The 21,591-nt window shown below is 74.7% G+C and carries 21 protein-coding genes; 9 read left to right on the top strand and 12 right to left on the bottom strand.

Annotation, left to right across the window (positions count from 1 at the left end):
- Positions 1–2: 2 nt before the first annotated feature.
- The 8 genes from KMZ30_RS21060 to KMZ30_RS21025 all read right to left on the bottom strand — a co-directional run bounded on the left by KMZ30_RS21060 (position 3) and on the right by KMZ30_RS21025 (position 11,402).
- The gene (locus KMZ30_RS21060) at positions 3–1,709 is read right to left on the bottom strand and encodes a multicopper oxidase family protein (RefSeq protein ID WP_215514440.1); all 1,707 of its coding nucleotides are present in this window, start codon (positions 1,707–1,709) and stop codon (positions 3–5) included.
- A 77-nt stretch (positions 1,710–1,786) separates the two neighbouring features.
- A complete protein-coding gene (locus KMZ30_RS21055; protein ID WP_215514439.1) occupies positions 1,787–2,158 on the bottom strand; it encodes a response regulator in 372 nt (123 codons plus the stop codon).
- A gap of 78 nt (positions 2,159–2,236) precedes the next feature.
- Entirely contained in the window at positions 2,237–3,577 is a 1,341-nt protein-coding gene (locus KMZ30_RS22575) for a sensor histidine kinase (protein ID WP_215514438.1), read from the bottom strand.
- A complete protein-coding gene (locus KMZ30_RS22570) occupies positions 3,564–4,256 on the bottom strand; it encodes a response regulator transcription factor (protein ID WP_215514437.1) in 693 nt (230 codons plus the stop codon). Before KMZ30_RS22570 ends, KMZ30_RS22575 begins: the two co-directional genes overlap by 14 nt.
- 70 nt (positions 4,257–4,326) lie before the next feature.
- Positions 4,327–5,244 (bottom strand): AfsR/SARP family transcriptional regulator, encoded by a 918-nt coding sequence (locus KMZ30_RS21040; protein WP_215514436.1) that lies wholly within the window; start codon positions 5,242–5,244, stop codon positions 4,327–4,329.
- Between the two features lie 156 nt (positions 5,245–5,400).
- Entirely contained in the window at positions 5,401–9,966 is a 4,566-nt protein-coding gene (locus KMZ30_RS21035; RefSeq protein WP_215514435.1) for a choice-of-anchor D domain-containing protein, read from the bottom strand.
- Between the two features lie 181 nt (positions 9,967–10,147).
- Positions 10,148–10,717 carry an AfsR/SARP family transcriptional regulator gene (locus KMZ30_RS21030; protein WP_215514434.1) on the bottom strand — a complete coding sequence of 190 codons (570 nt, stop codon included), beginning with the start codon at positions 10,715–10,717 and terminating at the stop codon, positions 10,148–10,150.
- A gap of 103 nt (positions 10,718–10,820) precedes the next feature.
- The gene (locus KMZ30_RS21025) at positions 10,821–11,402 is read right to left on the bottom strand and encodes an NUDIX hydrolase (protein ID WP_308279900.1); all 582 of its coding nucleotides are present in this window, start codon (positions 11,400–11,402) and stop codon (positions 10,821–10,823) included.
- 51 nt (positions 11,403–11,453) lie between these two features.
- Here KMZ30_RS21025 and KMZ30_RS21020 point away from each other — a divergent pair, with 51 nt between their 5' ends.
- Complete coding sequence (locus KMZ30_RS21020) at positions 11,454–11,924, top strand: hotdog fold domain-containing protein (protein ID WP_215514432.1); 471 nt, start codon at positions 11,454–11,456, stop codon at positions 11,922–11,924.
- Positions 11,925–11,936: 12 nt separating this feature from the next.
- Here KMZ30_RS21020 and KMZ30_RS21015 read toward each other — a convergent pair whose 3' ends face one another.
- A complete protein-coding gene (locus KMZ30_RS21015; RefSeq protein WP_308279899.1) occupies positions 11,937–12,719 on the bottom strand; it encodes a tyrosine-protein phosphatase in 783 nt (260 codons plus the stop codon).
- A 78-nt stretch (positions 12,720–12,797) separates the two neighbouring features.
- Here KMZ30_RS21015 and hemW point away from each other — a divergent pair, with 78 nt between their 5' ends.
- Complete coding sequence (gene hemW / locus KMZ30_RS21010; protein ID WP_215514431.1) at positions 12,798–14,018, top strand: radical SAM family heme chaperone HemW; 1,221 nt, start codon at positions 12,798–12,800, stop codon at positions 14,016–14,018.
- 40 nt (positions 14,019–14,058) lie between these two features.
- On the opposite strand, the gene KMZ30_RS21005 is transcribed toward hemW, so the two are convergent.
- The gene (locus KMZ30_RS21005) at positions 14,059–14,649 is read right to left on the bottom strand and encodes a DUF4870 domain-containing protein (RefSeq protein ID WP_215514430.1); all 591 of its coding nucleotides are present in this window, start codon (positions 14,647–14,649) and stop codon (positions 14,059–14,061) included.
- A gap of 147 nt (positions 14,650–14,796) precedes the next feature.
- Here KMZ30_RS21005 and KMZ30_RS21000 point away from each other — a divergent pair, with 147 nt between their 5' ends.
- Positions 14,797–15,099 (top strand): TfoX/Sxy family protein, encoded by a 303-nt coding sequence (locus tag KMZ30_RS21000; protein ID WP_215514429.1) that lies wholly within the window; start codon positions 14,797–14,799, stop codon positions 15,097–15,099.
- Between the two features lie 3 nt (positions 15,100–15,102).
- Here KMZ30_RS21000 and KMZ30_RS20995 read toward each other — a convergent pair whose 3' ends face one another.
- Positions 15,103–15,978, bottom strand: coding sequence for a DUF3097 domain-containing protein (locus KMZ30_RS20995; RefSeq protein ID WP_215514428.1), 876 nt, complete (start codon positions 15,976–15,978; stop codon positions 15,103–15,105).
- Between the two features lie 169 nt (positions 15,979–16,147).
- On the opposite strand from KMZ30_RS20995, the gene hrcA reads away from it, so the two are divergent.
- From hrcA to KMZ30_RS20965, 6 genes are all read left to right on the top strand, one after another.
- Entirely contained in the window at positions 16,148–17,176 is a 1,029-nt protein-coding gene (gene hrcA / locus KMZ30_RS20990) for a heat-inducible transcriptional repressor HrcA (protein WP_215514427.1), read from the top strand.
- A 48-nt stretch (positions 17,177–17,224) separates the two neighbouring features.
- Positions 17,225–18,352 carry a molecular chaperone DnaJ gene (gene dnaJ, locus KMZ30_RS20985; protein ID WP_215514426.1) on the top strand — a complete coding sequence of 376 codons (1,128 nt, stop codon included), beginning with the start codon at positions 17,225–17,227 and terminating at the stop codon, positions 18,350–18,352.
- A 32-nt stretch (positions 18,353–18,384) separates the two neighbouring features.
- Positions 18,385–19,128 carry a 16S rRNA (uracil(1498)-N(3))-methyltransferase gene (locus KMZ30_RS20980; protein ID WP_215514425.1) on the top strand — a complete coding sequence of 248 codons (744 nt, stop codon included), beginning with the start codon at positions 18,385–18,387 and terminating at the stop codon, positions 19,126–19,128.
- Between the two features lie 120 nt (positions 19,129–19,248).
- A complete protein-coding gene (locus KMZ30_RS20975; protein ID WP_215514424.1) occupies positions 19,249–19,533 on the top strand; it encodes a DUF1905 domain-containing protein in 285 nt (94 codons plus the stop codon).
- Between the two features lie 211 nt (positions 19,534–19,744).
- A complete protein-coding gene (locus KMZ30_RS20970) occupies positions 19,745–20,098 on the top strand; it encodes an ArsR/SmtB family transcription factor (RefSeq protein ID WP_215514423.1) in 354 nt (117 codons plus the stop codon).
- On the top strand, positions 20,095–20,943 hold the full coding sequence (locus KMZ30_RS20965) for a hypothetical protein (RefSeq protein ID WP_215514422.1): 849 nt from the start codon (positions 20,095–20,097) through the stop codon (positions 20,941–20,943). The genes KMZ30_RS20970 and KMZ30_RS20965 overlap by 4 nt, the downstream gene beginning before the upstream one ends.
- A gap of 15 nt (positions 20,944–20,958) precedes the next feature.
- Here KMZ30_RS20965 and KMZ30_RS20960 read toward each other — a convergent pair whose 3' ends face one another.
- The gene (locus tag KMZ30_RS20960; RefSeq protein WP_215514421.1) at positions 20,959–21,396 is read right to left on the bottom strand and encodes a VOC family protein; all 438 of its coding nucleotides are present in this window, start codon (positions 21,394–21,396) and stop codon (positions 20,959–20,961) included.
- Positions 21,397–21,591: the final 195 nt, after the last annotated feature.

Here is a 21,591-nt window from a genome sequence, read left to right as displayed (position 1 = left end):
GCTCACCACGCCGGGTCGGCCGTGATCGGGTCGCACTCGGGGTCGTGGTCCGGGTCGCCGACGCTGAACTGCATCATCATGTCGTGGTCCTCGTGGACCAGGTTGTGGCAGTGCATCATGTAGCGCCCCTTGGGGACCTGCCAGCCCTCACCGGCCGAGGGACCGGCGAAGCGCATGGCGACCTTGACCGTCTCGTTCTCGCCGACGTACACGACGTCCTTGGCGCCCTTCTCGTGAGGGCGCACGAGGCTCGCCTTGCCGTTGCGCGAGAGGACCTGGAAGTCGACGAGGTGGATGTGCACCGGGTGGAACCACCCGCCGGAGGTGTTCGCCAGCTCCCAGATCTCGATCGCGCCCTGCTCCGGCTCGGCCATGCAGTGCGTGTAGTCGCTGTCGACCACGTCCTGCCAGGTCTCGCCGTTGATCGTCCAGTGGCCGTTCGCGCGGACGAACGCGAAGCGCCGCTGGGGGACGCCCTGCGCCACCAGGTCGGCCTCGGTCCAGGTCATGCACTCCTCGGGCTCGACCGCCGAGTTCCACAGGGTCGGCACGGAGTTGTTCTCCGTGCTCTGCACCGAGGACTCGGGGCCGACGACGAACTGCATCGCGTACAGGGCCGTGGCCTCGGCGACGTTGTTCTTCGGGCCGAGGTTCTTCAGGGTCAGCTTCGCGGCGGCCGTCCCCGGCTTCTGCGCGTAGGGCGCGAAGTCGATGACCACCTCGTAGCGCTCGGCCATGCCGTGCCGCAGCGAGGAGACGACCTGGGGCTGGGGCATCAGCCCGGCGTCGGTGCCGATGACCGTCATCGGCACGGCGCTCCTGCCGTCGTGCAGCTGCCACTCGTAGGAGCGCGACACGGAGGCGTTGAGGATGCGGAAGCGGTACTTGCGCGGCTCGACCTGCATCGCCGGCCACGGCACCCCGTTGACGAGGACGATGTCGCCGTAGGCGCCCGACTCGCTGTTGTCCTCGTAGATCAGGCCGCCCTTGGTGTCGAGCATGACGTCCTTGACGATCATCGGGACGTCGTAGCGGCCCTGCGGGATGCCGAGCGAGAGCTCCACCTCGTCGTGGAGCACGTACATACCGGCGAGGCCGTTGTACGCGTTCTGCGAGGTGTGGTGCACGCCGTGGTCGTGGTACCAGAGCGTGCGCGCCTCCTGGGAGTTCGGGTAGACGTAGCGCTTGGTCCGGCCGGGCAGCGTGACGTCCGAGGCGTAGCCGTCGTACTGCGGCAGCGAGGCCGACCCGTGGAGGTGCGTCGAGGTCCACCGGTCGAGGGGGTCGCTGGAGTAGCGCGACGGCACGGCCGCGTTCGGGGCGCTCGCGGGCGGCTGGTGCAGCAGGTTCGTCTGGTGCACGACGATCGGGCGACCGCGCCGGTTGACGATGGTCGGGCCCGGGGTGACGCCGTTGTAGCCGAAGAACGGCGTCTTGTAGCCGGGCATGATCGACGCGACCGAGAAGGTCTGGGCGATCTCGTAGAGGTCGTAGGCACGCATCTGCCCGTCCGAGCAGGCGACCTCTTGCGACCCGGTCGGCGAGAGGACCGGCGGCACGACGAACGGGAGGGTGAACGGCTTCACCATCTTGCTCGCCGGCATCCGGTTGACGATGGTGCCGGCGAACGCCATCCGTTCCAGCGGGAGGGCCGCGAGGGCCCCTCCGACGACACCGAGCTTGAGTGCATCACGACGGGTGATTCCCATGGAAAGTCCCTGCCTTGCCCACGGATCCTGATGGGGCCGGACGGCCCCGGATCGAGGATGGGCGAGGCGCCTTGGGGTCACCTTGGGGTCGGCGCGGCCCCCCGGACGGCGAGGAGCAGCTCCTCGACCTCCTCGTCCTTGCCGACGCAGCGGTCGGCCCCCGCGGCGACGGCCGCGCGGTGGGTCGCGGCCCGCCCGTCGCTCGTCAGCACGACGAGCCGGGTGGCCGGTCGCACCCGGCGGATCTCGGCGAGGGCCCAGAGCCCTCCGCGGCCGGGCATCGACAGGTCCATGAGCACGACGTCGGGGTCCTCGCGGCCAGCGAGCCGCACGGCGTCCTCACCGGTCGTCGCCATCCCGACGAGCTCGAGGTCCGGCTCGGCGTCGACGAGCGCACGCACGCCCAGGCGGATGCCCTCGTGGTCGTCGGCGAGGACCATGCGGATCATCGGTCCTCCCGGACAGGGTGTGGGGGACGGTGTGACGGAACGCAGTCTGCGGCAGTCCGCTTGGGGAAACCCTGTGGCTCAGGCACCGGCCGGCAGGTCGGCGGGGACGAGCGCTCTCAGGAGCGTACCGCCGCCCGGCCGGGGTGCCACCTCGAGCGACCCGCCGAGGTCCTCGAGGTGGGTCGCGAGCAGGCGCAGGCCCACGTGACCCTCCGGCGCGACCCCCTCGGGCAGGCCGCGACCGTCGTCGGCGACGCTGACCCGCACCTGCCGGTCGACGGTCGTGACGTCGACCCACGCGTTGGCGGCGTCGGCGTGCGTCGCGACGTTCCGCAGCGCCTCCTGCACGACGCGGTAGCAGACGCGGGCGACGTCGATCGACCACTCCGCGCGCTCGGGCATGTCGAGCCAGACCTCGGGTCCCGCGCGGCGGGTCCGTTCGGCGAGGTCCTCGACCGCGTCCCGGAAGGCCGTCCCCTCGAGGCCCGGCGGATGGATGTCGACGAGGAGCGAGCGCAGCGCCTCGACGTCCCGCCCGAGGATCTCGCGCGCCTGCTCCAGGGTGTCCCGGGCCCCCGCCGCCTCCGGGGCGTCCGACACGTGCGCGGCGACGACGGGCAGGGCGTAGCGCAGCCCGGCGAGGTCCTGGACGACGCCGTCGTGGAGGTCGCGGGCGATCCGCAGGCGCTCGCGGTGCGTCGTGAGCACGGTCTGCCGCAGTAGGCGGATGCGTTGCAGCTCGCCGCGCTCCACCCGCCGGGCGAGCGAGATCGCGAGCGGCATGACGGCGACCTGGAACAGCAGGAGGCCGCCGAGCGCGACCGGCAGGATCGCGCGGAGGATCTCCTGCTCGCGCGCCCGCATCTCGGTCGTGGAGTAGTACGCCTCGAAGACGAGGTCGTTGCCGTCGGCGTCCTGCGCCCCCGCGTACACCTCCAGCAGCTCGCGCTCGGCGCGCTCGGAGACGTTCTCGGCCTTGTCGAGGCTCGAGAGCTCGGCGACCGTGCGGTCGGTCCCGACGAGGTTGCCGACCGTGGGCTCGAGCTCGTAGGTCCGTCCGATGAGCGGGGTCTCGTCGGACCAGAGGATGCGGCCCTCGGGTGTCCAGAGCTTGACGTGCCGGATCGACCCGACCTCCATGCTCCGGCGCAGCACCGCGCCGAGGCTGGCCATCGCCCCGGGATCCTGCTCGCGCACGCGCTCGTCGACGAGAGGGGCCGCGACGGTGCCGGCCAGCGTCGCGCCGCGCAGCTGCGCCTCGGCGAGCGCTGAGTCCCGGGCGATGCGGTGGCACACCCATGCGGCGCCCGCGCCGAGCACGAGCAGGGTGACGACGCTGAGGACCACGAAGCGTCGGATCGCCGTGCGGACGACCGCGCGGCTCGGGCGCGTGGTGGTCCCGGGGTCAGGCGCGGTCACGGATCATCCCGCGGCGTCGGGCCACGGCCACGGCCTCCAGCTGCGAGTGGGCGTCGAGCTTCCCGAGGAGCGCGGCGACGTAGCCCCGCGAGGTGTGGCGCGAGATGCCGAGCCGGCGGGCGATCGAGGCCGGGTCGAGGCCGTCGGCGAGGAGGTGGAGCACCTCGTCCTCCCGGGCGGTCAGCCGCACGGTCTCCTCGGGACGCGCGGCCGAGCCCTGCAGCTCGAGGAGCCGTCGCAGGAGCGCGGGGTGCACGCGGAACCCGCTGTCGGCGGTGTCGCGCAGCGCCTCCAGCAGGTCCTCGAGCCGCCCGTCCTTCGGCAGCAGCGCGCGGGCGCCGGCGGCCATGGCGCGCTGGAGGAGGGACTGCGTGGCGAAGGCGGTCAGCACGACGACGCGCAGGTCCGGGAGGTGCGCGAGCAGCGCCGTCGTGGCCTCGAGACCGTCGCCCTCCCCGATCTGCACGTCCATGACGACCGCGTCCGGGACGAGCGCGCGGGTCCGGGAGAGCGCGTCGTCGACGGTGTGCGCGGCGCCGAGCCACTCGAGGTCCGGCTCGGCGTCGATGGCCCGACCGAGGAGGTCGGTGAACGTGCGGTGGTCGTCGACGACGAGGACGCGCCGCACCGGCGGGGCGTCCGCCCGTGACGGCCCGCCCGTGGGCCCCCTGTCGCTCACGCGATCAGTGTGACCGGTCGGCGTCCCGCTGTCTGCACCTTTTCGCCCCCGGATGGCCGGACGGCCGACCTCACAGGAGGGCCAACGCGGTGCTCGCGACGCTCCCGATGGCCCGGTCGACCGGTGCCGGGTCGAGTCCCGGCACGCGCCCGAGCGTCTCGCGCAGCAGCTCGAGCAGCGCGGCGATCTCCGTCCGCGACGGGGTCTCGGTGACCGCGTCGCCGGAGCCGGCGAGGAGGCGGAGGTAGCCCGCCCGCGCCTCGGCACCGGGCTCGACCCCCAGCTCGTCGACGAGGCGACGCCGCAGGTCGAGGTAGCAGCGCAGGGCCTCCGCCCGGCGGCCGGTGGCCTCGAGAGCGGCCATCCGCACCGTGGCGGCGCGCTCGTCGAACGGTGCGAGGTCGGCGGCCCGCGCCGATAGCTCGGTCGCGGCGGCGACGTCGCCGGCGTCGAGGGCACGCCCGGCCACGACGGCGCAGGCCTCGGCGAGGCGCGTCGTCACGACGTCCCGCTCCCGGTCGGCCCACGCCGACCGGGTCTCGGAGGCCAGGAGCGGGGACCTCGCGAGGCGGAGGGCCTCCCGCACCATCCGGACGGCCTCCTGGGGGGAGGCCCCGGTCGACCGCTCGAGGAGCGAGAGGCACTCCGAGCGGTCGACGACGACGCGCGAGGTGTCGAGGCGGTAGCCGGCCGACGTGGTCCGGACGACCGAGTCGCGCCCGGCGCCCGGGGTGCCGATGGCCCGCCGCACGACGCAGACGTAGCTCTCGAGCGTGGCGACGGCCGACGCGGGGGCTTCATCGCCCCACAGCAGCTCGACGAGCCGGTCCTTGGTGACCGGTGCGCCGTCCGCGACGGCGAGGAGCTCGAGCACCTGGCGGGGCTTGGCCCCGCCGAGCGCCGGCCCGCTGACCGTGCGCCCGTCGACGGCCACCGTCGTCGTGCCGAACAGCGTGATCTCGTGGGTGGTGCATGTGTTCTCGTGCATGGTGGAACCCCCTGCGGCTCCGGTCGCCCTCCCCTGCAGAGGGCGTCCTACCACCGAGTATGGGATTCCGCCACTCGAGCGGGCAGATGCAGACGACGGAGTCCGTACCCCTCATTTGTGGGGTACGGACTCCGTCGGGTGTCGTCGGCCCTGGGGTCAGCGGACGGTGGCGGTGAACGACACCGTCGCGCGGTTGGCCGCGTCGCTGACGAACCCGATCGTCGCCGGGTAGGACCCCGCGACCGCCTGGGCGTTGAGCGTCACCGTGACCGAGCAGCTCCGGCCGGGGGCGACCGCCACGGCGCAGGTGCCGAGGGCGACGCTGTAGGCCGTGCTCGTCGACGTCGTGCCGGTGATCGACAGCGACGCCGTCCCGGTGTTGGTGATCGTCACGCTCGAGGAGGCCGACCGCCCGATCTTCACCGTGCCGAGCGACACCGACGTCGACTTCGGGGTGAGGACGGAGCTCGTCCCGGTGCCGGTGAGGGCCACGGCCGGGGCCGCGCCGGGGTCGTTGCTGCGGATCGACAGCGTCGCGGCGCGCGTCCCGGTCGCCCTTGGGGAGAACGTGACCCGGACCGAGCACGAGGCGCCGGCCACGACGGAGGCGCACTCCGGGTCGGCGGTCGCGGTGTAGTCGCCCGCCGCCGTGCCCGAGAGCGCCACCGAGGTGACGGTCAGCGGAGCGCCGCCGGAGTTGCGGACGCCGACGAGCTGCACGGCCGACGTGGTCGTCACGCGCTGACCCGCGAAGGTCAGGGTCGTCGGGGTGACCGCGGCGCGGGCCGGGGTCGGCGGCTCGATGCCGTGACCGGTCAGCGACGTGCGCGACAGCACGCTCCCGTCCGCCCCGAGCACCTCGAGCGTCGCGGTGGCGTCGCCGGCCGTCGTCGGGGCCCAGCGGACGGTCTGCGTGCACGTCCCGTCACCGGGGAGCGTGGCGCCGGCGCAGGTGCCCGCACCGAGCGTGAACGCGGCGGCCTGCGGACCGGTGACGCGGACCGTCCCGAGGGGGAGCGCGCCGGTGCCCACGTTCTGCAGCGTGGCCGTGAGGTCCGTCGTCGTGCCGAGGTCGTGGTCCCCGAAGGCCAGGCTCGCGTCCCCGGTCAGGCCGGTGGCGTAGCGACCGGCGACCGCGAAGAGGTCGGTGCGCGCGACCTCGCCCTCGGGTCCGGTGACCGCGACGTGCTCGACCGGGACGCCGTCCGGGGCCCAGGTGCCGCCGACCACCTCGTGGAAGGTCACGGCGTCACCGAGGTGACCCGCCGGCGCGGCACGTCCGACGCCCGGGGCCCAGCGCAGGAAGCTCCCGACGACCGGGGAGGCGAGCGCCTCGCCCATGTCGCAGGGCGCCGCCCCGCACCCGACGTTCTGCGTCGCGGCGTTGCGGGCCACCGACCCGGAGGCGTCCGTGTGCACCGAGAGCGGTCCGTACGGGGTCGTCACGGTGTAGTCGGTGTCCGGGCAGAGGCCGGTGGCGTGGAAGCGGAGGCGTCCGAAGACGAGCTGCTGGCCGGCCTCGGCCGTCGGCCCGGTGAACGCGCCCTCGAGTGCCACGCGCAGGGCGGCGGTGCCCGGAGCGACGGTGTCGCAGCCCGGGGTCGGCATCGGCTCGCTGTCGGCGACCGCGTAGAACAGCTCCGGCGGGTAGTTGTCCGGGAACGAGATCGGCTGCGTCGGGTCGTACCCGTCGCCGCCGAGCACGATGCAGCCGGGGTCGGTCGGGTCGTCGCACAGGTCCAGCCGCAGACCGTCGGCGTCCTGGTACCAGAGCGGGAACCCGTCCGCCCGACGCCCGGCCGAGACCGCCGGGTCCGAGGTGCTGCCGCGGCCGGAGAGCCCGACGTCGACCTGCGAGGGCCGTGCGCCCGGCGCGGTGAGGCGCAGGGCGGTCGTCCGGGTGCCCGCGGCCGAGGGGGTGAACCCGACGGTCACGGTGCACGTCCCGTCGACGGGGACCTCGGTGTCGCAGGTCGTGCCGACGACCGAGAAGTCCGCCGCGTCGCCGCCCACGAGGGTGGGGGCGTCGAGGACCAGCGGCGCGGTGCCGCCCCGGTTGGAGACCGTCACGGACTGCACGACGGCGGCGCGTCCGACGTGGCGCTGCTCGAAGGCGAGCGCGCCGGACGTGGACAGGGCCGCGATCCCTTGCGCGACCGAGCCCACGCCGCGCAGGCGCACCTCGAACGGGTCGTTGAGCCCGGTGTGCCGCACCCGCAGGAGCGCGCTGCGGTCACCGACGGCACCGGGGGTGAACGTCAGGTCGACCTGGCAGGCGGCACCCGGGGCGAGGTCGCGACCGGAGCAGGCATCGCTCCCCACCGCGAAGTCGGCGGCGTCGTTGCCCGCGACGGAGAGCGAGGTGACGCCGAGCGTCTCGATGCCCTCGTTGCGCAGGGTCACCCGGGCCGGCCCGGAGCTACCCTCCTCGACGGCACCGGCGTCGACGACCTCGGGGTCGGCGACGAGCGGACCGGCGAGCTTGCCCATGACCGTGAAGAGGTCGGTCTGCGCGACGGTCGCCCCGGCGCGGACGAGCCGGACGTAGTTGGCCGGTGCCGACTCGCCGACGGGGACGTAGGAGGAGCCGACGACACGGTGCAGGGTCGTCGCGTCCCCGAGGTAGCCGGCCGGGGCGGCGGCGCCGCGGGCCGGGTCCCAGCGCAGGAAGCCGGCGAGGACGGGGCTGGAGATGGCCTGGTCCCAGGCGCAGGGGGCGTCCGCGGTGGCGGCGAGGCAGCCGACGTCGCTCGTCCCGGTGGTCCGCTTGAGGCCGCCGGCGTCGTCGGCCACGAAGGTGTACGTGCCGTACGGGTGGACGACGGAGTACTCCTGACCGGCGCACAGGCCGCTGGTGGCGTTGACGCGGATGCGCCCGAAGGTCATCTGCTCGCCGCTCACGGGCTCGCCGTTGACGAAGGCGGCCTCGAGGGCCATGCGGACCATCATCTTCCCGGGCGGGCTGTCACCGCAGCCGGGGGTGGTGATGATGTCGCTGTCGACGACGCTGTAGAAGAACTCGTCGGGGAAGGTCGTCGGGAACGCCACGGGCCCGCTGCCGGGGTAGGTGCCACCGGCGAGGACGATGCAGTTGGGGTCGGTGGCGTCGATGCACTGCGCGACGCGCACGCCGCGCTCGTCCTGGTACCAGGTGGGGAAGCCGGTCGCCGTGTCGATGACCGGGGAGGTCTTCGCGACCCCGCCGAACCCGGTGCCCTCGAGGGCGACGTCGAGCGTGCCGGCGGGGTCGTCCGAGGGGATCCGCAGCGTCGCGGAGTGCTCGCCGACGGCCTGCGGGAGGTAGGAGACGTCGACGCGGCAGGTGCCGCCCACCGGGACGACCGCTGCGGTGCAGGTGTCGAAGCCCTTCTCGAAGTGGGTCCGGTCCGAGCCGGCCAGCTCGAGCGTGCCGAGCGTGAGAGGAGCCGTGCCCGTGTTGCCGACCGTGACGGTCCGCGCGGACGAGGGGACGCGCAGCCGCTCCTGGCCGAAGCCGAGGGAGGAGGGGTCGGCGGTGGCGTGCGGGGCCTGGTGCGGCGCCGTGCCCTCGCCGGCGAGCGGGACGGTGGTGGGGGAGCGCAGGCCGTCGTGGGCGACGGTCAGGGTCGCGGTGCGGGCACCGAGTGCGGTGGGGGCGAACCGGACCCGGATGACGCACGTGGCGTCGCGGCCCAGAGGCGTTGCGGGACAGCTCGAGTCGACGATCTGGAAGTCGTCCGCGGCGGCTCCGGTGACCGTGACGCTGCTCGGCGTGGTGGTCCCCGCCGCGACGTTGCGGACGGTGATGTCTCGCACCGAGGACGACTGGCCGACCTCGGTCGAGCCGATGGTGACCGCCGCGGGGGAGACCTCGAGGGGACCGGCGACCTTGCCGGCGACCGTGAAGAGGTCGGTGCGCAGCGGGGTCGCCAGCTTGGTGCCGGCGATGCTGAAGTAGTTGGCCGGGGACGCCTCACCCGGTGCGGTGTAGGTGGCGCCGACGATGCGGTGCGCGGTGACGGCGTCACCGAGGTACCCCGCGGGGGCTGCGGGGGCGACCGCCGGGTCCCAGCGGAGGAAGCTGCGGGCCACGGGGCTCGAGAGGGCCAGGCGCCAGTCGCACGTGGCCGGGGCGACCGGGACGCACCCGACGTCGGTCGTCCCCTGGTTGCGGGCCAGGGCGCCCGAGGCGTCGGCCCGGAAGGAGATCGCACCGAACGGGGTCGTCGCGGTGTAGGTGCCGTTGGCGCACAGGCCGCTGCTGACCGAGAGCCGGACCCGCCCGAAGACCATCTGCTCGCCGGGGACGGGCGCGCCGTTGGCGAAGGCGCCCTCGAGGGCCAGGCGCAGCGTGGCGGTGCCGCGCTTGGTGCCCGAGCAGCCGCCGGTCGTCAGCCGCTGCGAGTCGGCGACGAGATAGAAGAACTCCTCGGGGAAGTTGGTCGGGAAGACCTGCGGGCGGGCCGGGTCGTATCCCGCGTCGGCGAGCACCACGCACCGGGTGTCGGTCGGGTCGAGGCACGGCGCGAGCCGGGTCCCGCCGGAGTCCTCGAACCACGTCGGGAAGCCGTGCCCGGCGTCGAGCACCGGCGACACGGCCGGCTGCCCACCCGCCGCGAGGGCGTCCCGGGCGGGCAACGCGACGAGGCCGAGCGCCACGGCGAGCAGCGCGACGAGGGCCGTCGTCAGCCCGCGGCGGGGCGCCGTGGCCGGACGGTGGGGATGGATGGTGGTCGCGGTCATGGCCGTGCTCCTCGGGTCCGCAGGTCGCCATGGACAGGGCCATTGACCCAGCGTCACCTTGGGGAAAGCCTGTGGCGCCCAAGGGAGCCGGCCCGCGGGCACACGAGGATCCCGACCCCGCGCGTACGACGGACGAGGACGGGGCGGGCGAGGACGCGGCGGGCGAGGACGCGGCGAGCGGTCAGCCGGCGCGACGCTGCAGCGGGGCGTCGGCGAGCGCGCGGGCCATCAGCTCGGCGGCCAGCTCGTCGTCGTGGAGGACCGTCGCGGCGGCCGCCGCGCGGACGAGCGCGTCGCGCAGCACGCGGTCGTGCCGCGCCCGGGCGGTGGACACCCACGGATGGATGTCGTCCTCGGAGGCCAGGAGGGTCGCCGTGCAGCAGCTGCGCAGCGCCCGCAGGACGAGGGCGAGCGCTGTCGTCGGTGGTGCCGACGCGGCCCGGGCGAAGAGGGCGTGGGCGACCTGGACGTCGACCCGGGCCCAGCCCGGGCGCAGCACCCAGCCGTCCTCCTGCTCGACGACGAGCCCCGGGGTGCCGAGCGCGTGGGCGAGGGTGGCGGCGTCGCGCCGCAGGAGCGTCTGCCGTCCCAGGTCGCGCTCGAGGCGCTCGAGGGGCACGGGGGCGGGTGCCGCGAGGGCGAGCCGGGCGAGCAGCCGCCGGCTGCGGTCGTCGCCGAGCGCGTCGCCCGTGAGCAGCGTCGTGCCGTTCACGACGACGGCGGTCGTGCCGAACAGCCGGACCAGGCGCATCGACGGTCCTCCGGTCAGGGCGCGACGGGCTGTCGCGGGTCCCCTCGAGTGTCCGCTCTGCGACCCCCTCCGGCGACCCGCAGGTGCAGGGTGGGCGACCCCCTCAGACGTGGGGGTCGACGGGCACCGTGGACTCCTCCACCCGCCCGCCGTCGACGGGCGCGTCCCGCCAGCGGTGACGGTCGGCGGCCAGGGCCACGACGGCACGCAGGTCGACGGGCCACACGAGGTCGCCGGTGGCCTGGAGCGCGTCGAGGTCCCACCACGTGAGGCCGACGACGGTCATCCGCTCCTCCTCCGTGTGGCCGGAGGTGTCGACCTCGAACGCCGGGACGCGCACCGCCCAGAAGGTCTCCTCCTGGTCGACGACCTTGTCGCTCCACCCGTGCAGGACGCGTCGCGCCAGCACCGGTCCGTCGAGGTCGGCCTCCGTGACGCGCAGGCCGGTCTCCTCGTGCAGCTCGCGCACGACCGCCTCGGCGTCGCTCTCGCCGGGATCCACACCGCCGCCGGGGGTGTTCCACCAGTGCGCGACGGGGTCGAGGCCGAGGTCGGAGTCCTCGATGAGCAGCACGCGGTCGTCCTCGTCGAGCAGGAGCACGCGCACGGCCCGGCGGGTGTGGTGCGGGCGGTCCGACGGGTCGGGGACGACGAAGCCGGGCTGCCCGGGCAGGGGAGAGGTCACCGGCGCCACGGTACCGACGGCGCTGCTGCTACCCGCGGGTAACATCGACGGGTGACCGACACCCACGCCCTCTACCGTCGCCTCGCCTCCCGACCCCTCGGACGGGAGGCCTTCTCGGTGCTCTTCGCGCTCAAGGCGCCCTACTTCCGGACCGTGCGTCCCCGGGTGCGCGAGGTGCGTCCCCACCACGCCGAGCTCGTCGTGGCCAAGCGATGGGGCGTCCAGAACCACCTCGGGACCGTGCACGCGATCGCCGTCTGCAACGGGCTCGAGGCGGCGATGGGGCTGCTCGCCGAGGCGACGACCCCCGCCACCCACCGCTGGATCCCGCGCGGCATGGAGGTGCGCTACCTCGCGAGGTCGACGACGGACCTGCTCTGCGTGGCCGAGACCTCGGCGGCCGACTGGGAGGTCGGCGCGTCGGGCGACGTCCCGGTCCGGGTGCGGGCCCTGCGCACCGACGGCACGGTGGTGGTGGAGGGCGTCATCACCATCTACGTCAGCGAACGGCCCTCGCGCTGAACGCGACCGGTCTCAGTTCAGGGTGAGGCGGTCGCGCAGGCGCTCGACGTCGGCGTCCGACCAGCCCTGGGCGCGCAGCCAGCCGGCCGCTCCGCCCCACCCCTCGTCGACGGCGTCGAGGATGGCCTCCATCGACTCCGCGCGGGGCCGCTGGTCCTCGAGGCTCTGGCGGGCGAGGGCCTCGCCGTAGGCCGGCCGCGGCCTGAGCCGGCCGACGATCTGCTCGAGCCGCTCCCCGGTCAGGACGTAGTCGGCGACGACCTCCTCGCGCGGGACGCCGGCCACCGAGAGGGCTATCGCGACGACCGTGCCGGTGCGGTCCTTGCCCGCGGCGCAGTGCACGACCGCGGCGCCGCTCGCGCGGGACACGACGTCGAGCGCGGCCGCGACCGCCTCCGGGCGCTTGGCGAGGTACCCGAGGTAGTGCTTCGCCCAGAACGCGGCGTCGCGCTTGGGCTCGTCCTCGCTCCACGGCAGGGCCCGCTCGGCGGTCTCGCGCAGGCTCTCGCTGGGCAGCCGCTCCTGGATGAGCGAGTGGTGGTGGTGGGTCAGCGACCCCACGGCGTGCAACGGCCCCGGACCCTCGACGTGCACCTCGGCCTCGGTCCGCAGGTCGACGACGTCGCTGACGCCGAGCTGGCGGACCAGCCGGTCGACGTCGGCGTCGCTGAGGTCCTGGAGGTTGTCGGAGCGGATGAGGCGCCCCGGCACGGTCGTGCGGCCGTCGCGGGTCGGCAGCCCGCCGAGGTCGCGCATGTTGACGAGTCCGTCGAGGTGGATCCAGCGGTCTGTCACCTCGCCATCCTAGGCAGCGCCGGTGGACGGCCGGGGGCGGGGGAGCGGCCGGTGGGTGGACCTTGCGAGACTGGACCCGTGCCCCGACTGCCCGACGGCGACCCCGCGCCGGCCTCCGGCGAGCTGCCCGCCGACGCGGTCGCCCGCCTTGCCGACGGACGGTTCGGCCTCTACCTCCACGTGCCCTTCTGTGCGGTGCGCTGCGGCTACTGCGACTTCAACACCTACACGCTGACCGAGCTCGGACCTGGCGCGTCGACCGAGGACTTCGCCGGCACCGCGCTGGCCGAGCTCGACCTCGCCGCCCGGGTGCTCGGCGACGCCGCGCCGGTCGTCGACACCGTCTTCGTCGGGGGCGGGACGCCGACCCTGCTGCCGGCCGACGACCTCGTGCGGCTCCTCGACGGCGTCCGCGAGCGGTTCGGGCTCGCCGACGGCGCCGAGGTGACGACCGAGGCCAACCCCGACTCCGTGACGCCGCAGGGCCTGGAGACCCTCGCGGCGGGTGGTTTCACGCGGGTGAGCCTCGGGATGCAGAGCGCCGTCCCGAGCGTCCTCGCCACCTTGGACCGCACGCACGACCCGGCACGGGTCGCGCAGGCCGTCGCCGCCGCGCGCACCGCCGGCCTCGCGACGAGCCTCGACCTCATCTACGGCACCCCCGGGGAGTCGCTCGACGACTGGCGCACGAGCCTCGAGGCCGCCCTGGCGCTCGAGCCCGACCACGTCTCGGCGTACGCCCTCGTCGTCGAGGAAGGCACCCGGATGGCCCGGCAGGTGGCCCGCGGCGAGCTGCCCGAGCCCGAGGGCGACGACGAGGCGGACAAGTACGAGCTCGCCGACACGGTTCTCGCGCAGGCGGGTTACGACTGGTACGAGGTGAGCAACTGGGCGCGCACGCCGGCCGACCGGTGCCGCCACAACGAGGGGTACTGGCGCGGGGACGCCTGGTGGGGCATCGGCCCCGGAGCCCACGGGCACGTCGGCGGTGTGCGCTGGTGGAACGTCAAGCACCCGCGCGCGTACGCGGCCCGGCTGGCCGCGGGCGAGTCCCCGGCGGCGGCCCGCGAGGTCCTCACCGCCGAGCAGCGCCACGACGAGGAGGTGCTCCTCGGGGTGCGCCTGCGCGAGGGGCTCGACCTCGGTCGGCTCGACGACGCGGGCCGCACGGCCGTGGCCGGGCTCGTCGCCGACGGGCTGCTCGAGGGACCCGCCGCCGTCCGCGACCGGCGGGCCGTCCTCACCCTGCGCGGCCGCCTGCTCGCCGACACGGTCGTGCGCCGGCTGCTCGGTCCCTGACGGGCGAGCGGCCGGTGCACGGGCCGGGGTCAGCGGCGGGTCACTTGACGAAGCGCGGCGTGAACGGCGGGTTCCACCACTCCCCGTTGTTGGCCTTGACCATTCCGATGATGTGCATGACGAACGCGTAGATCCCCACGAGGAAGATCGTCACGAACCCGACGAGCACGAACATGAGGATGAACGAGACGACGACGCCGATGGCGGTCGTGATCTGGATGTTGAGGGAGTTCGCCGCGTGGGCCCGCACGAACGGCCCGCGGTCCTTGTAGACGAGGTAGATGACGAGGCTGCCGACGAAGCCGAGGGTCCCCGCGCTGACGACCATCGCCACGAGCCCGGCCGCGTGGCTGAGCAGGGCCCAGGTCTTCTCCTCCTGCGCGGTCAGCGGCGCCGCGCTCGCGTACTGCGGCTGCCCGTAGGCCGGCTGTCCGTACTGCTGCTGGCCGTACTGCTGCTGCGCGTACTGGGGCTGCGGCGGGGGCGGGGGCACCTCGCCGGCGGCCGGGGTCTCCCAGCCGGGCGTCGGCGCGGGAGCGGCGGGGGGCGCCGGCGGTCCGGCGGGGGGCGGCGGCACGCTCTGCGTGGGCTCGTCGCGCGGGACGTCGTCGCGAGGGGTGTTCTCGCTCATCTCTTCCTCCTGGGGTGGGTCTGGGACCATCGAACACCCGACGGCCGCGCGGCCCAAGGGGTTCCGGGGGCATGTCGGGGTCCGGGTCGGGGTGCGCTCAGGGCCGACCCCTACCGCCGGCGCGGGCACCGGGGCCACACTGGGCCCGTGGAGCTGCTCGAGCGGGTCCGGGCGGCGCTGCCGCCCGCGGAGGAGAAGCGGATGTTCGGGGGCGTCGCCTTCATGGTCGACGGTGCGCTCGCGTGCTCGGTCGGGTCGCGCGGGCTCCTCGTGCGGACCGGTCCGGAGCGCTTCGACGAGCTCGTCGCGCGCCCCGGGGTCGAGCCGATGGTCATGAAGGGGCGGGCCAGCCGGGGCTGGGTCGACGTCCACGCGTCGGTCCTCGAGGACGACGACGCGCTGGCGGGCTGGCTCGAGGTCGGCGTCGCCGCCGCACGGGCCGCCCGCTGACGCCTACTCGGGCGCCGTCACGAAGTCGATGAGCTCCTCGACGCGTCCGAGCAGCTCGGGCTCGAGGTCGGTCCACGAGTCGACCGAGGCGAGGATGCGCCGCCACGCCTGCGCCATGTCGGCCTGGGTCGCGTGCGGCCAGCCGAGGTGCGCCGCGATGCCGTGCTTCCACGAGGTCCCCCGCGGGATGACCGGCCACGCGTCCATCCCGAGGCGGCCGGGCTTCACCGACTGCCAGACGTCGACGTAGGGGTGGCCGACGACGAGCACGTGCTGCGCCCAGGGACGCAGCGCGCGTGCCTCGTCGACGACGCGCGACTCCTTGGTGCCCGGCACGAGGTGGTCGACGAGCACGCCCATCCGGCGGCCGGGGCCGGGGGCGAAGTCGCGGATGGCGCCGGCGAGGTCGTCGACGCCGTCGAGCATCTCGACGACGACGCCCTCGACGCGCAGGTCGTGCCCCCAGACCTTCTCGACGAGCTCGGCGTCGTGCTTGCCCTCGACGAAGATGCGCGAGCCGCTCGCGACGCGGGCGCGCTGCCCGTGGACCGCGACCGAGCCGCTGGCCGTCCGGGTGCCCGCGGCCTTGGCGGCGGCGAGGCGCCGGGCCTCGGCGGCCCGCGGCGCGACGAGGGTCACGGGGGAGCCGTCGACGAGGAAGCCCGGCCCGAGCCGGAAACCCTTGCTCCGGCCCCGCCGGTCCTCGAGGTGGACGACGTGGACGCCGCCGGCCTTCTCGACGCGCACGACGGCGCCGACCCATCCGGTCTCCACGTCCTCGACGACCGTGCCGGGCTCGGCCGGCAGCTCGACCGAGCGCCCCCGCCGGGGAGCGCGCCAGTCGCCCGAGAGCACGTCGGATCCGTACCTGTCCACCACGGCCGCGAGGCTAGCCGCGGGCGGCGACGGTCGCCGGGAGCGGCACGCGGGAGCCCCCCTCGGCTTTCGCGCGGGACGGTGCGACGACGTAGCATTGGCACTCGGACGGCGAGAGTGCCAGAGCCCGCCGTGCCGCCCGACCCGACGAGCCGCCCGAGGAGGAGCCCCGATGAGCGAGGATCGCCGCCTGCGCGTGCTCCGGGCCATCGTCCAGGACTACGTGCACACGTCCGAGCCGGTCGGCTCCAAGGCGCTGCTCGAGCGCCACCACCTCGGCGTCTCCGCGGCCACCGTGCGCAACGACATGGCCGCGCTCGAGGAGGACGGCCTCATCGCCGCGCCGCACACGAGCGCCGGCCGGGTGCCGACCGACGCCGGCTACCGGCTCTTCGTCGACCGGCTCTCCCAGATCAAGCCGATGTCGACTGCCGAGCAGCGCGCGATCGCGCACTTCCTCGAGGGGGCCGTCGACCTCGACGACGTCGTCGACCGCACCGTCCGGCTGCTGGCGTCGCTGACCCGGCAGGTCGCCGTCGTCCAGTACCCGTCGCTGTCGCGGTCCTCGGTGCGCCACGTCGAGCTCGTGCCGATCGGCCCCCAGCGGCTGCTCGTCGTCCTCATCACGACGACCGGCCGGGTCGAGCAGCGGGTCATCGAGGTCCCCACCGACCTGACGACCGACGGCGAGCGCGTCCTCTCGGCGCTGCGCACCGAGCTCAACGCGGCGACGGCGGGCCGGACCCTCGCCGACGCCTCGTCCGAGCTGGCGGGCGTCCCCGAGCGGTTCGACGCTGAAGCGCGTCCGGTCGTGCGGGCGGTCGTCGGCGCGCTCGAGGACTCCCTCGTCGAGGAGCGCGAGGAGCGGCTCGTCCTCGCCGGCACGGCCAACCTCGCCCGCGCCGGCGGCGACTTCACGGCGAGCATCGGCCCGGTGCTCGAGGCGCTCGAGGAGCACGTCGTCCTCCTGCGCCTGCTCGGCACGGTCGCCGAGGAGGGCGGCAGCCTCGCGGTGCGCATCGGGCACGAGAACCCCTACGCCGGGCTGCAGTCGACGTCGATGGTGAGCACCGGGTACGGGTCGGGCACCGACCTCGTCGCCGGCCTCGGAGTCGTCGGCCCCACCCGCATGGACTACCCCTCGACGATGGCCGCCGTGCGTGCCGTCGCCACCTACGTCTCCCGGATCCTCGCGGACTGACCCGCGCGGACCCCGCCACCACACCGACCCACGGAGGACCCCCCACCCGTGAACGACTACTACGCCGACCTCGGCGTCGCGCGCGACGCGAGCCCCGAGGACATCAAGCGCGCCTACCGCAAGGCCGCGCGCCGGCTGCACCCCGACGTCAACCCCGGCCCCGAGGCCGAGGAGCAGTTCAAGAAGGTCTCGCAGGCCTACGACGTGCTCTCCGACGCCGACAAGCGCCGCCAGTACGACATGGGCGCCGACCCCTACTCCGGGGGCGCCGCCGGGTTCGGCCAGGGCTTCTCGTTCAGCGACATCATGGACGCGTTCTTCGGCGGGCAGGCGGCCGGGCCGAACGCCGGCCCCCGCTCGCGCACCGCTCGCGGCCAGGACGCGCTCGTCCGCCTCGACATCGACCTCGGCGACGCCGTGTTCGGTGGCGAGAAGGAGCTGACCATCGACACCGCGGTCGGCTGCGGCACCTGCCACGGCGACGGCCGCCAGCCCGGCACCGGGACGCGCACCTGCGACGTCTGCGAGGGCCGCGGCGAGATCCGCCAGGTCCAGCGCAGCTTCCTCGGCCAGGTGATGACGACCCGTCCGTGCATGACCTGCCAGGGGTTCGGCCAGATCATCACCGACCCCTGCTACGAGTGCAGCGGCGACGGCCGGGTCCGCACCCGCCGCACCCTCACCCTGCGCGTCCCGGCCGGTGTCGACACCGGCACCCGCATCCAGCTGGCCGGTGAGGGCGAGGTCGGCCCCGGCAACGGCCCGGCGGGTGACCTCTACGTCGAGGTCGCGGTCCGCAAGCACCCCGTCTTCCAGCGGCGCGGCGACGACCTCCACGCGAGCGTCGAGCTGCCGATGACCGCCGCGGCGCTCGGGGCGTCCCTCTCGATGGACACCTTCGACGGGGCGCAGGAGCTCGACATCAAGCGCGGCACGCAGTCCGGCGACACCCTGACCCTGCGCGGCCTGGGCGTCACCCACCTGCGCGGCGGCGGGCGCGGCGACGTCATCGTCCACACGAGCGTGCAGACCCCGACGAGGCTCGACGGCGAGCAGGAGGAGCTGCTGCGGCGGCTCGCGGCGCTGCGCGGCGAGGAGCGTCCGCAGGGGAGGATGGCCAACCCCGCCGACGGCGGTCTCTTCGGCAAGCTGCGCGACGCCTTCAAGGCCCGCTGACCTCCGGCTCGTCCGACGACGCTCCCAGCCCGATGACGCTGCCCGTCCACCTCGTCCCCGCCGGGACCCTCGACGCCGTGGGGCCCGGGTCGGTCGTGCGCCTCGACGGCGCCGAGGGGCGGCACGCGGTGGCGGTGCGGCGCACCCGGGTCGGCGAGCGGCTGGTGCTCGCCGACGGGTCGGGGCGAGCCGTCGAGGGGGAGGTCGTCGGGGTCGACCGGGACGCCCTCGACCTGAGGGTCGACGAGGTCCGCGACGAGCCCGAGCCCGCGCCGCGCCTCGTCCTCGTCCAGGCCCTCGCCAAGGGGGAGCGCGACGACCAGGCGGTCGAGTCCGCGACGGAGTGCGGGGTCGACGAGGTCGTGCCGTGGCAGGCCGCGCGCAGCATCGTCCAGTGGCGCGGGGAGCGCGGCGAGAAGGCACGCCGCAAGTGGGACGCCGTGCTCGTCGCCGCGACCAAGCAGTCGCGGCGCACCCGTCGCCCGGTGCTCGGCCCGACCGTGACGACCGCGGGGCTCGTCGAGCGCGCCCGGGAGGCGGCCCTCGTCCTCGTGCTGCACGAGGACGCCGAGGCGCCGCTGGCCGGGGTGTCGCTGCCGGACGCCGGGGACGTGCTCGTCGTCGTCGGCCCCGAGGGCGGCATCGCCCCGGAGGAGGTCGCGGCGCTCGAGGCGGTCGGGGCGCGGACGGTGCGGCTGGGGTCGACCGTGCTGCGGGCCTCGAGCGCCGGGCCGGCCGCGCTGGCGGTGCTCAGCGCCGCCTCCCGCTGGCGCTGACCCGACCTCTCCGCCGCCCTTCCCTCTGCCCGAACGCGTGTGAAACCGCCGGGGGAGCCCGGCGGTTTCACACGCGTTCGCGATGGGCGCGGGGCTCGGGGACGGTCCTACGCTGGCGCGATGGACCTGGAGTTCACGGGGGAGGTCGTCGAGTGGCGCGGCCCGGCGCCGCACCACTTCGTCGCGCTGCCCGAGGCCGAGGCCCGCGTCCACGAGGTCGCACGGCTGGCGACCTACGGCTGGGGCTGCATCCCGGTGGCGGGCCGGCTCGGGGGCAGCGACTTCACGACGTCGCTGTTCCCCAAGGACGGCGGCTACCTCCTGCCGCTCAAGCTCGCGGTGCGGCGCCGTGAGGGCGTCGAGCTCGGGGACGTCGTGACGGTGTCGGTCTCGCTCGGCGTCTGACCGTGCAGGAACCGACACATTCGTCGACTCCTGCGCGCGGGGGTGCCGTGCGGGGCGTGCAGGAACTGACACTTTCGTCAGGTGATGCACGTCTCGTGCGGGCCGAGGCGTGCAGGAACTGACACTTTCGTCAGATGATGCACGTCCGCACGCAGGTTCTTCGGGTGGGGGCCCTTGACATCACTTGCCATTAGCGGCAAACATTGCCGTCATGAGCACGGAAGTGACGGCGAGGACGAGCGTGCTGCGCGCGCTCGCGGACCCGGTGCGGGCCCGCGTCGTCGAGGAGCTTGCCGCCGGACCGCAGCCGGCCGGGGAGCTGGCCCGGCGGGTCGGGGTCAGCGCCCCGACGATGAGCAAGCACCTGCGCACCCTGCTGGCGGCAGGCCTCGTGGTCGACGCGCGCGGAGAGGGTGACGCGAGGCTGCGTGTCTTCCGGCTGGACGGCGGGCCGGTCGAGGAGGTCCGCACCTGGCTCGACCGGGTGCAGGCCGGGTGGGACGAGCAGCTCGCGGCCTACCGCCGCCACGTCGAGCTGCGCACGACGACGGGAGCGGACGGATGACCGAGCAGGAGCAGGGCACGACGACGACCTCGCGGGTGGAGGTCCCGGCGCCGCCGGACGTCGCGTTCGCCGTCTTCACCGACGAGCTCGACCTCTGGTGGGTGCGCGGGCCGATCAACCACGTCGACGGGGGCCGGCTGCGCTCGATGCGCTGCGAGCCCGGACCGGGCGGCCGGCTCCTCGAGGTGTACGACGAGGCGGGACAGGACGTCCTCGAGCTCGCGCGCATCACCGCGTGGGAGCCCGGGCGGCGCCTCGCCTTCGACAGCTCGCTCGACGACGTGACGACCGAGGTCACCTTCGAGGCCGTCGCGGCGGGCACGCTGGTGAGCGTCATCGCCACCCTGCGTCCGGGTGGCCGAGACGCCGGCGGGACCGCGTGGGTCCGCACCGTGCCGAAGTGGTTCGGGCCGTGGGTGCAGCGTCGCGAGGGCGCCGACCGGGCTGTGCACGACATCGCCCGCTTCGGCCTGACGGTGCGCTACGCGCGGCCGGCGGCCGCCGCCCGGTGGCTCGCGGACGTGCTCGGCCTGCAGGGGCCGGACCCCCTGCCGCAGGGGCCGGACCCGTTGCCCCACACCGCCTACGGCCATCCGTGGCTCGAGCTGCGGGCCGGGGGCGCCTCCGTCGTCGTCGAGCCCCTGCCCGAGGGTGCGACGCTCGACGCGGTGGCCGATGAGCCGTGGCTCTACGTCGACGACCTCGACGCCGAGCGCGAGCGCGCGGCGGCCCGTGGCGGCGATGCGGTGGGGGAGGTCGTCAGCCCCTGGGGGCTGCCGTTCTTCGAGGTCGTCGACCCGGAGGGCCGGACCTGGCGTCTCGCGCAGGCGCGCCCGACCATGTGACGCCGGCCGCGAGGGTCACACGACGCAGAGCTCGTTGCCCTCGGGGTCGGCGACGACGACGTGGTCGAGCGCGCCGTCGTGGTGGTGCTCGGCGAGGACCGAGCCCCCCGCCGCCAGCAGCCGGCGCACGGTGGCGTCGAGTGCGGCCCGACGCTCGGCCGGCGGACGGTGCCGGCCACCGCTCACCTGGAGGTCGAGGTGCAGCCGGTTCTTCGCCACCTTGGCCTCGGGCACCCTGAGGAACGAGAGCGGGGGGAGCGCGCCGTCCGGGTCGACGAGGAACGCGCCGTCGTCCCACTCCTCCTCCGGGACCCCGAAGGTGCGGTTCCACTCCTCCCACGAGCCGAAGCCCTCCGGTGGCGGCGCGTCGACGTAGCCGAGCGCCTCGCGCCAGAAGGCGGCGACCCTCCCGGGCTCCGCGCAGTCCACGGTCACCGTCCACCGCACCGTCATGCCGCTCCTCCTCGTCGTCGACCGCCCCAGTGCAGCACGACCCGCCGACACCCGCCCGGGCGTCTAGGTGTACTCGGCCGGGACGTTGGTGACGCGTAGGCGTTGACGACGAGGAGAACCTCCGGGTGAGGTGTGGATTGTCTAGGTCCTACACCGCCCGGAGGTTCTCGTGGCCCACGCTAACGCTCGTCTGAA

Source organism: Phycicoccus mangrovi, from assembly GCF_018729305.1.
Classification (GTDB): Bacteria; Actinomycetota; Actinomycetes; order Actinomycetales; family Dermatophilaceae; genus Phycicoccus; species Phycicoccus jejuensis.
This window is presented reverse-complemented; position numbering and strand designations above follow the sequence as displayed.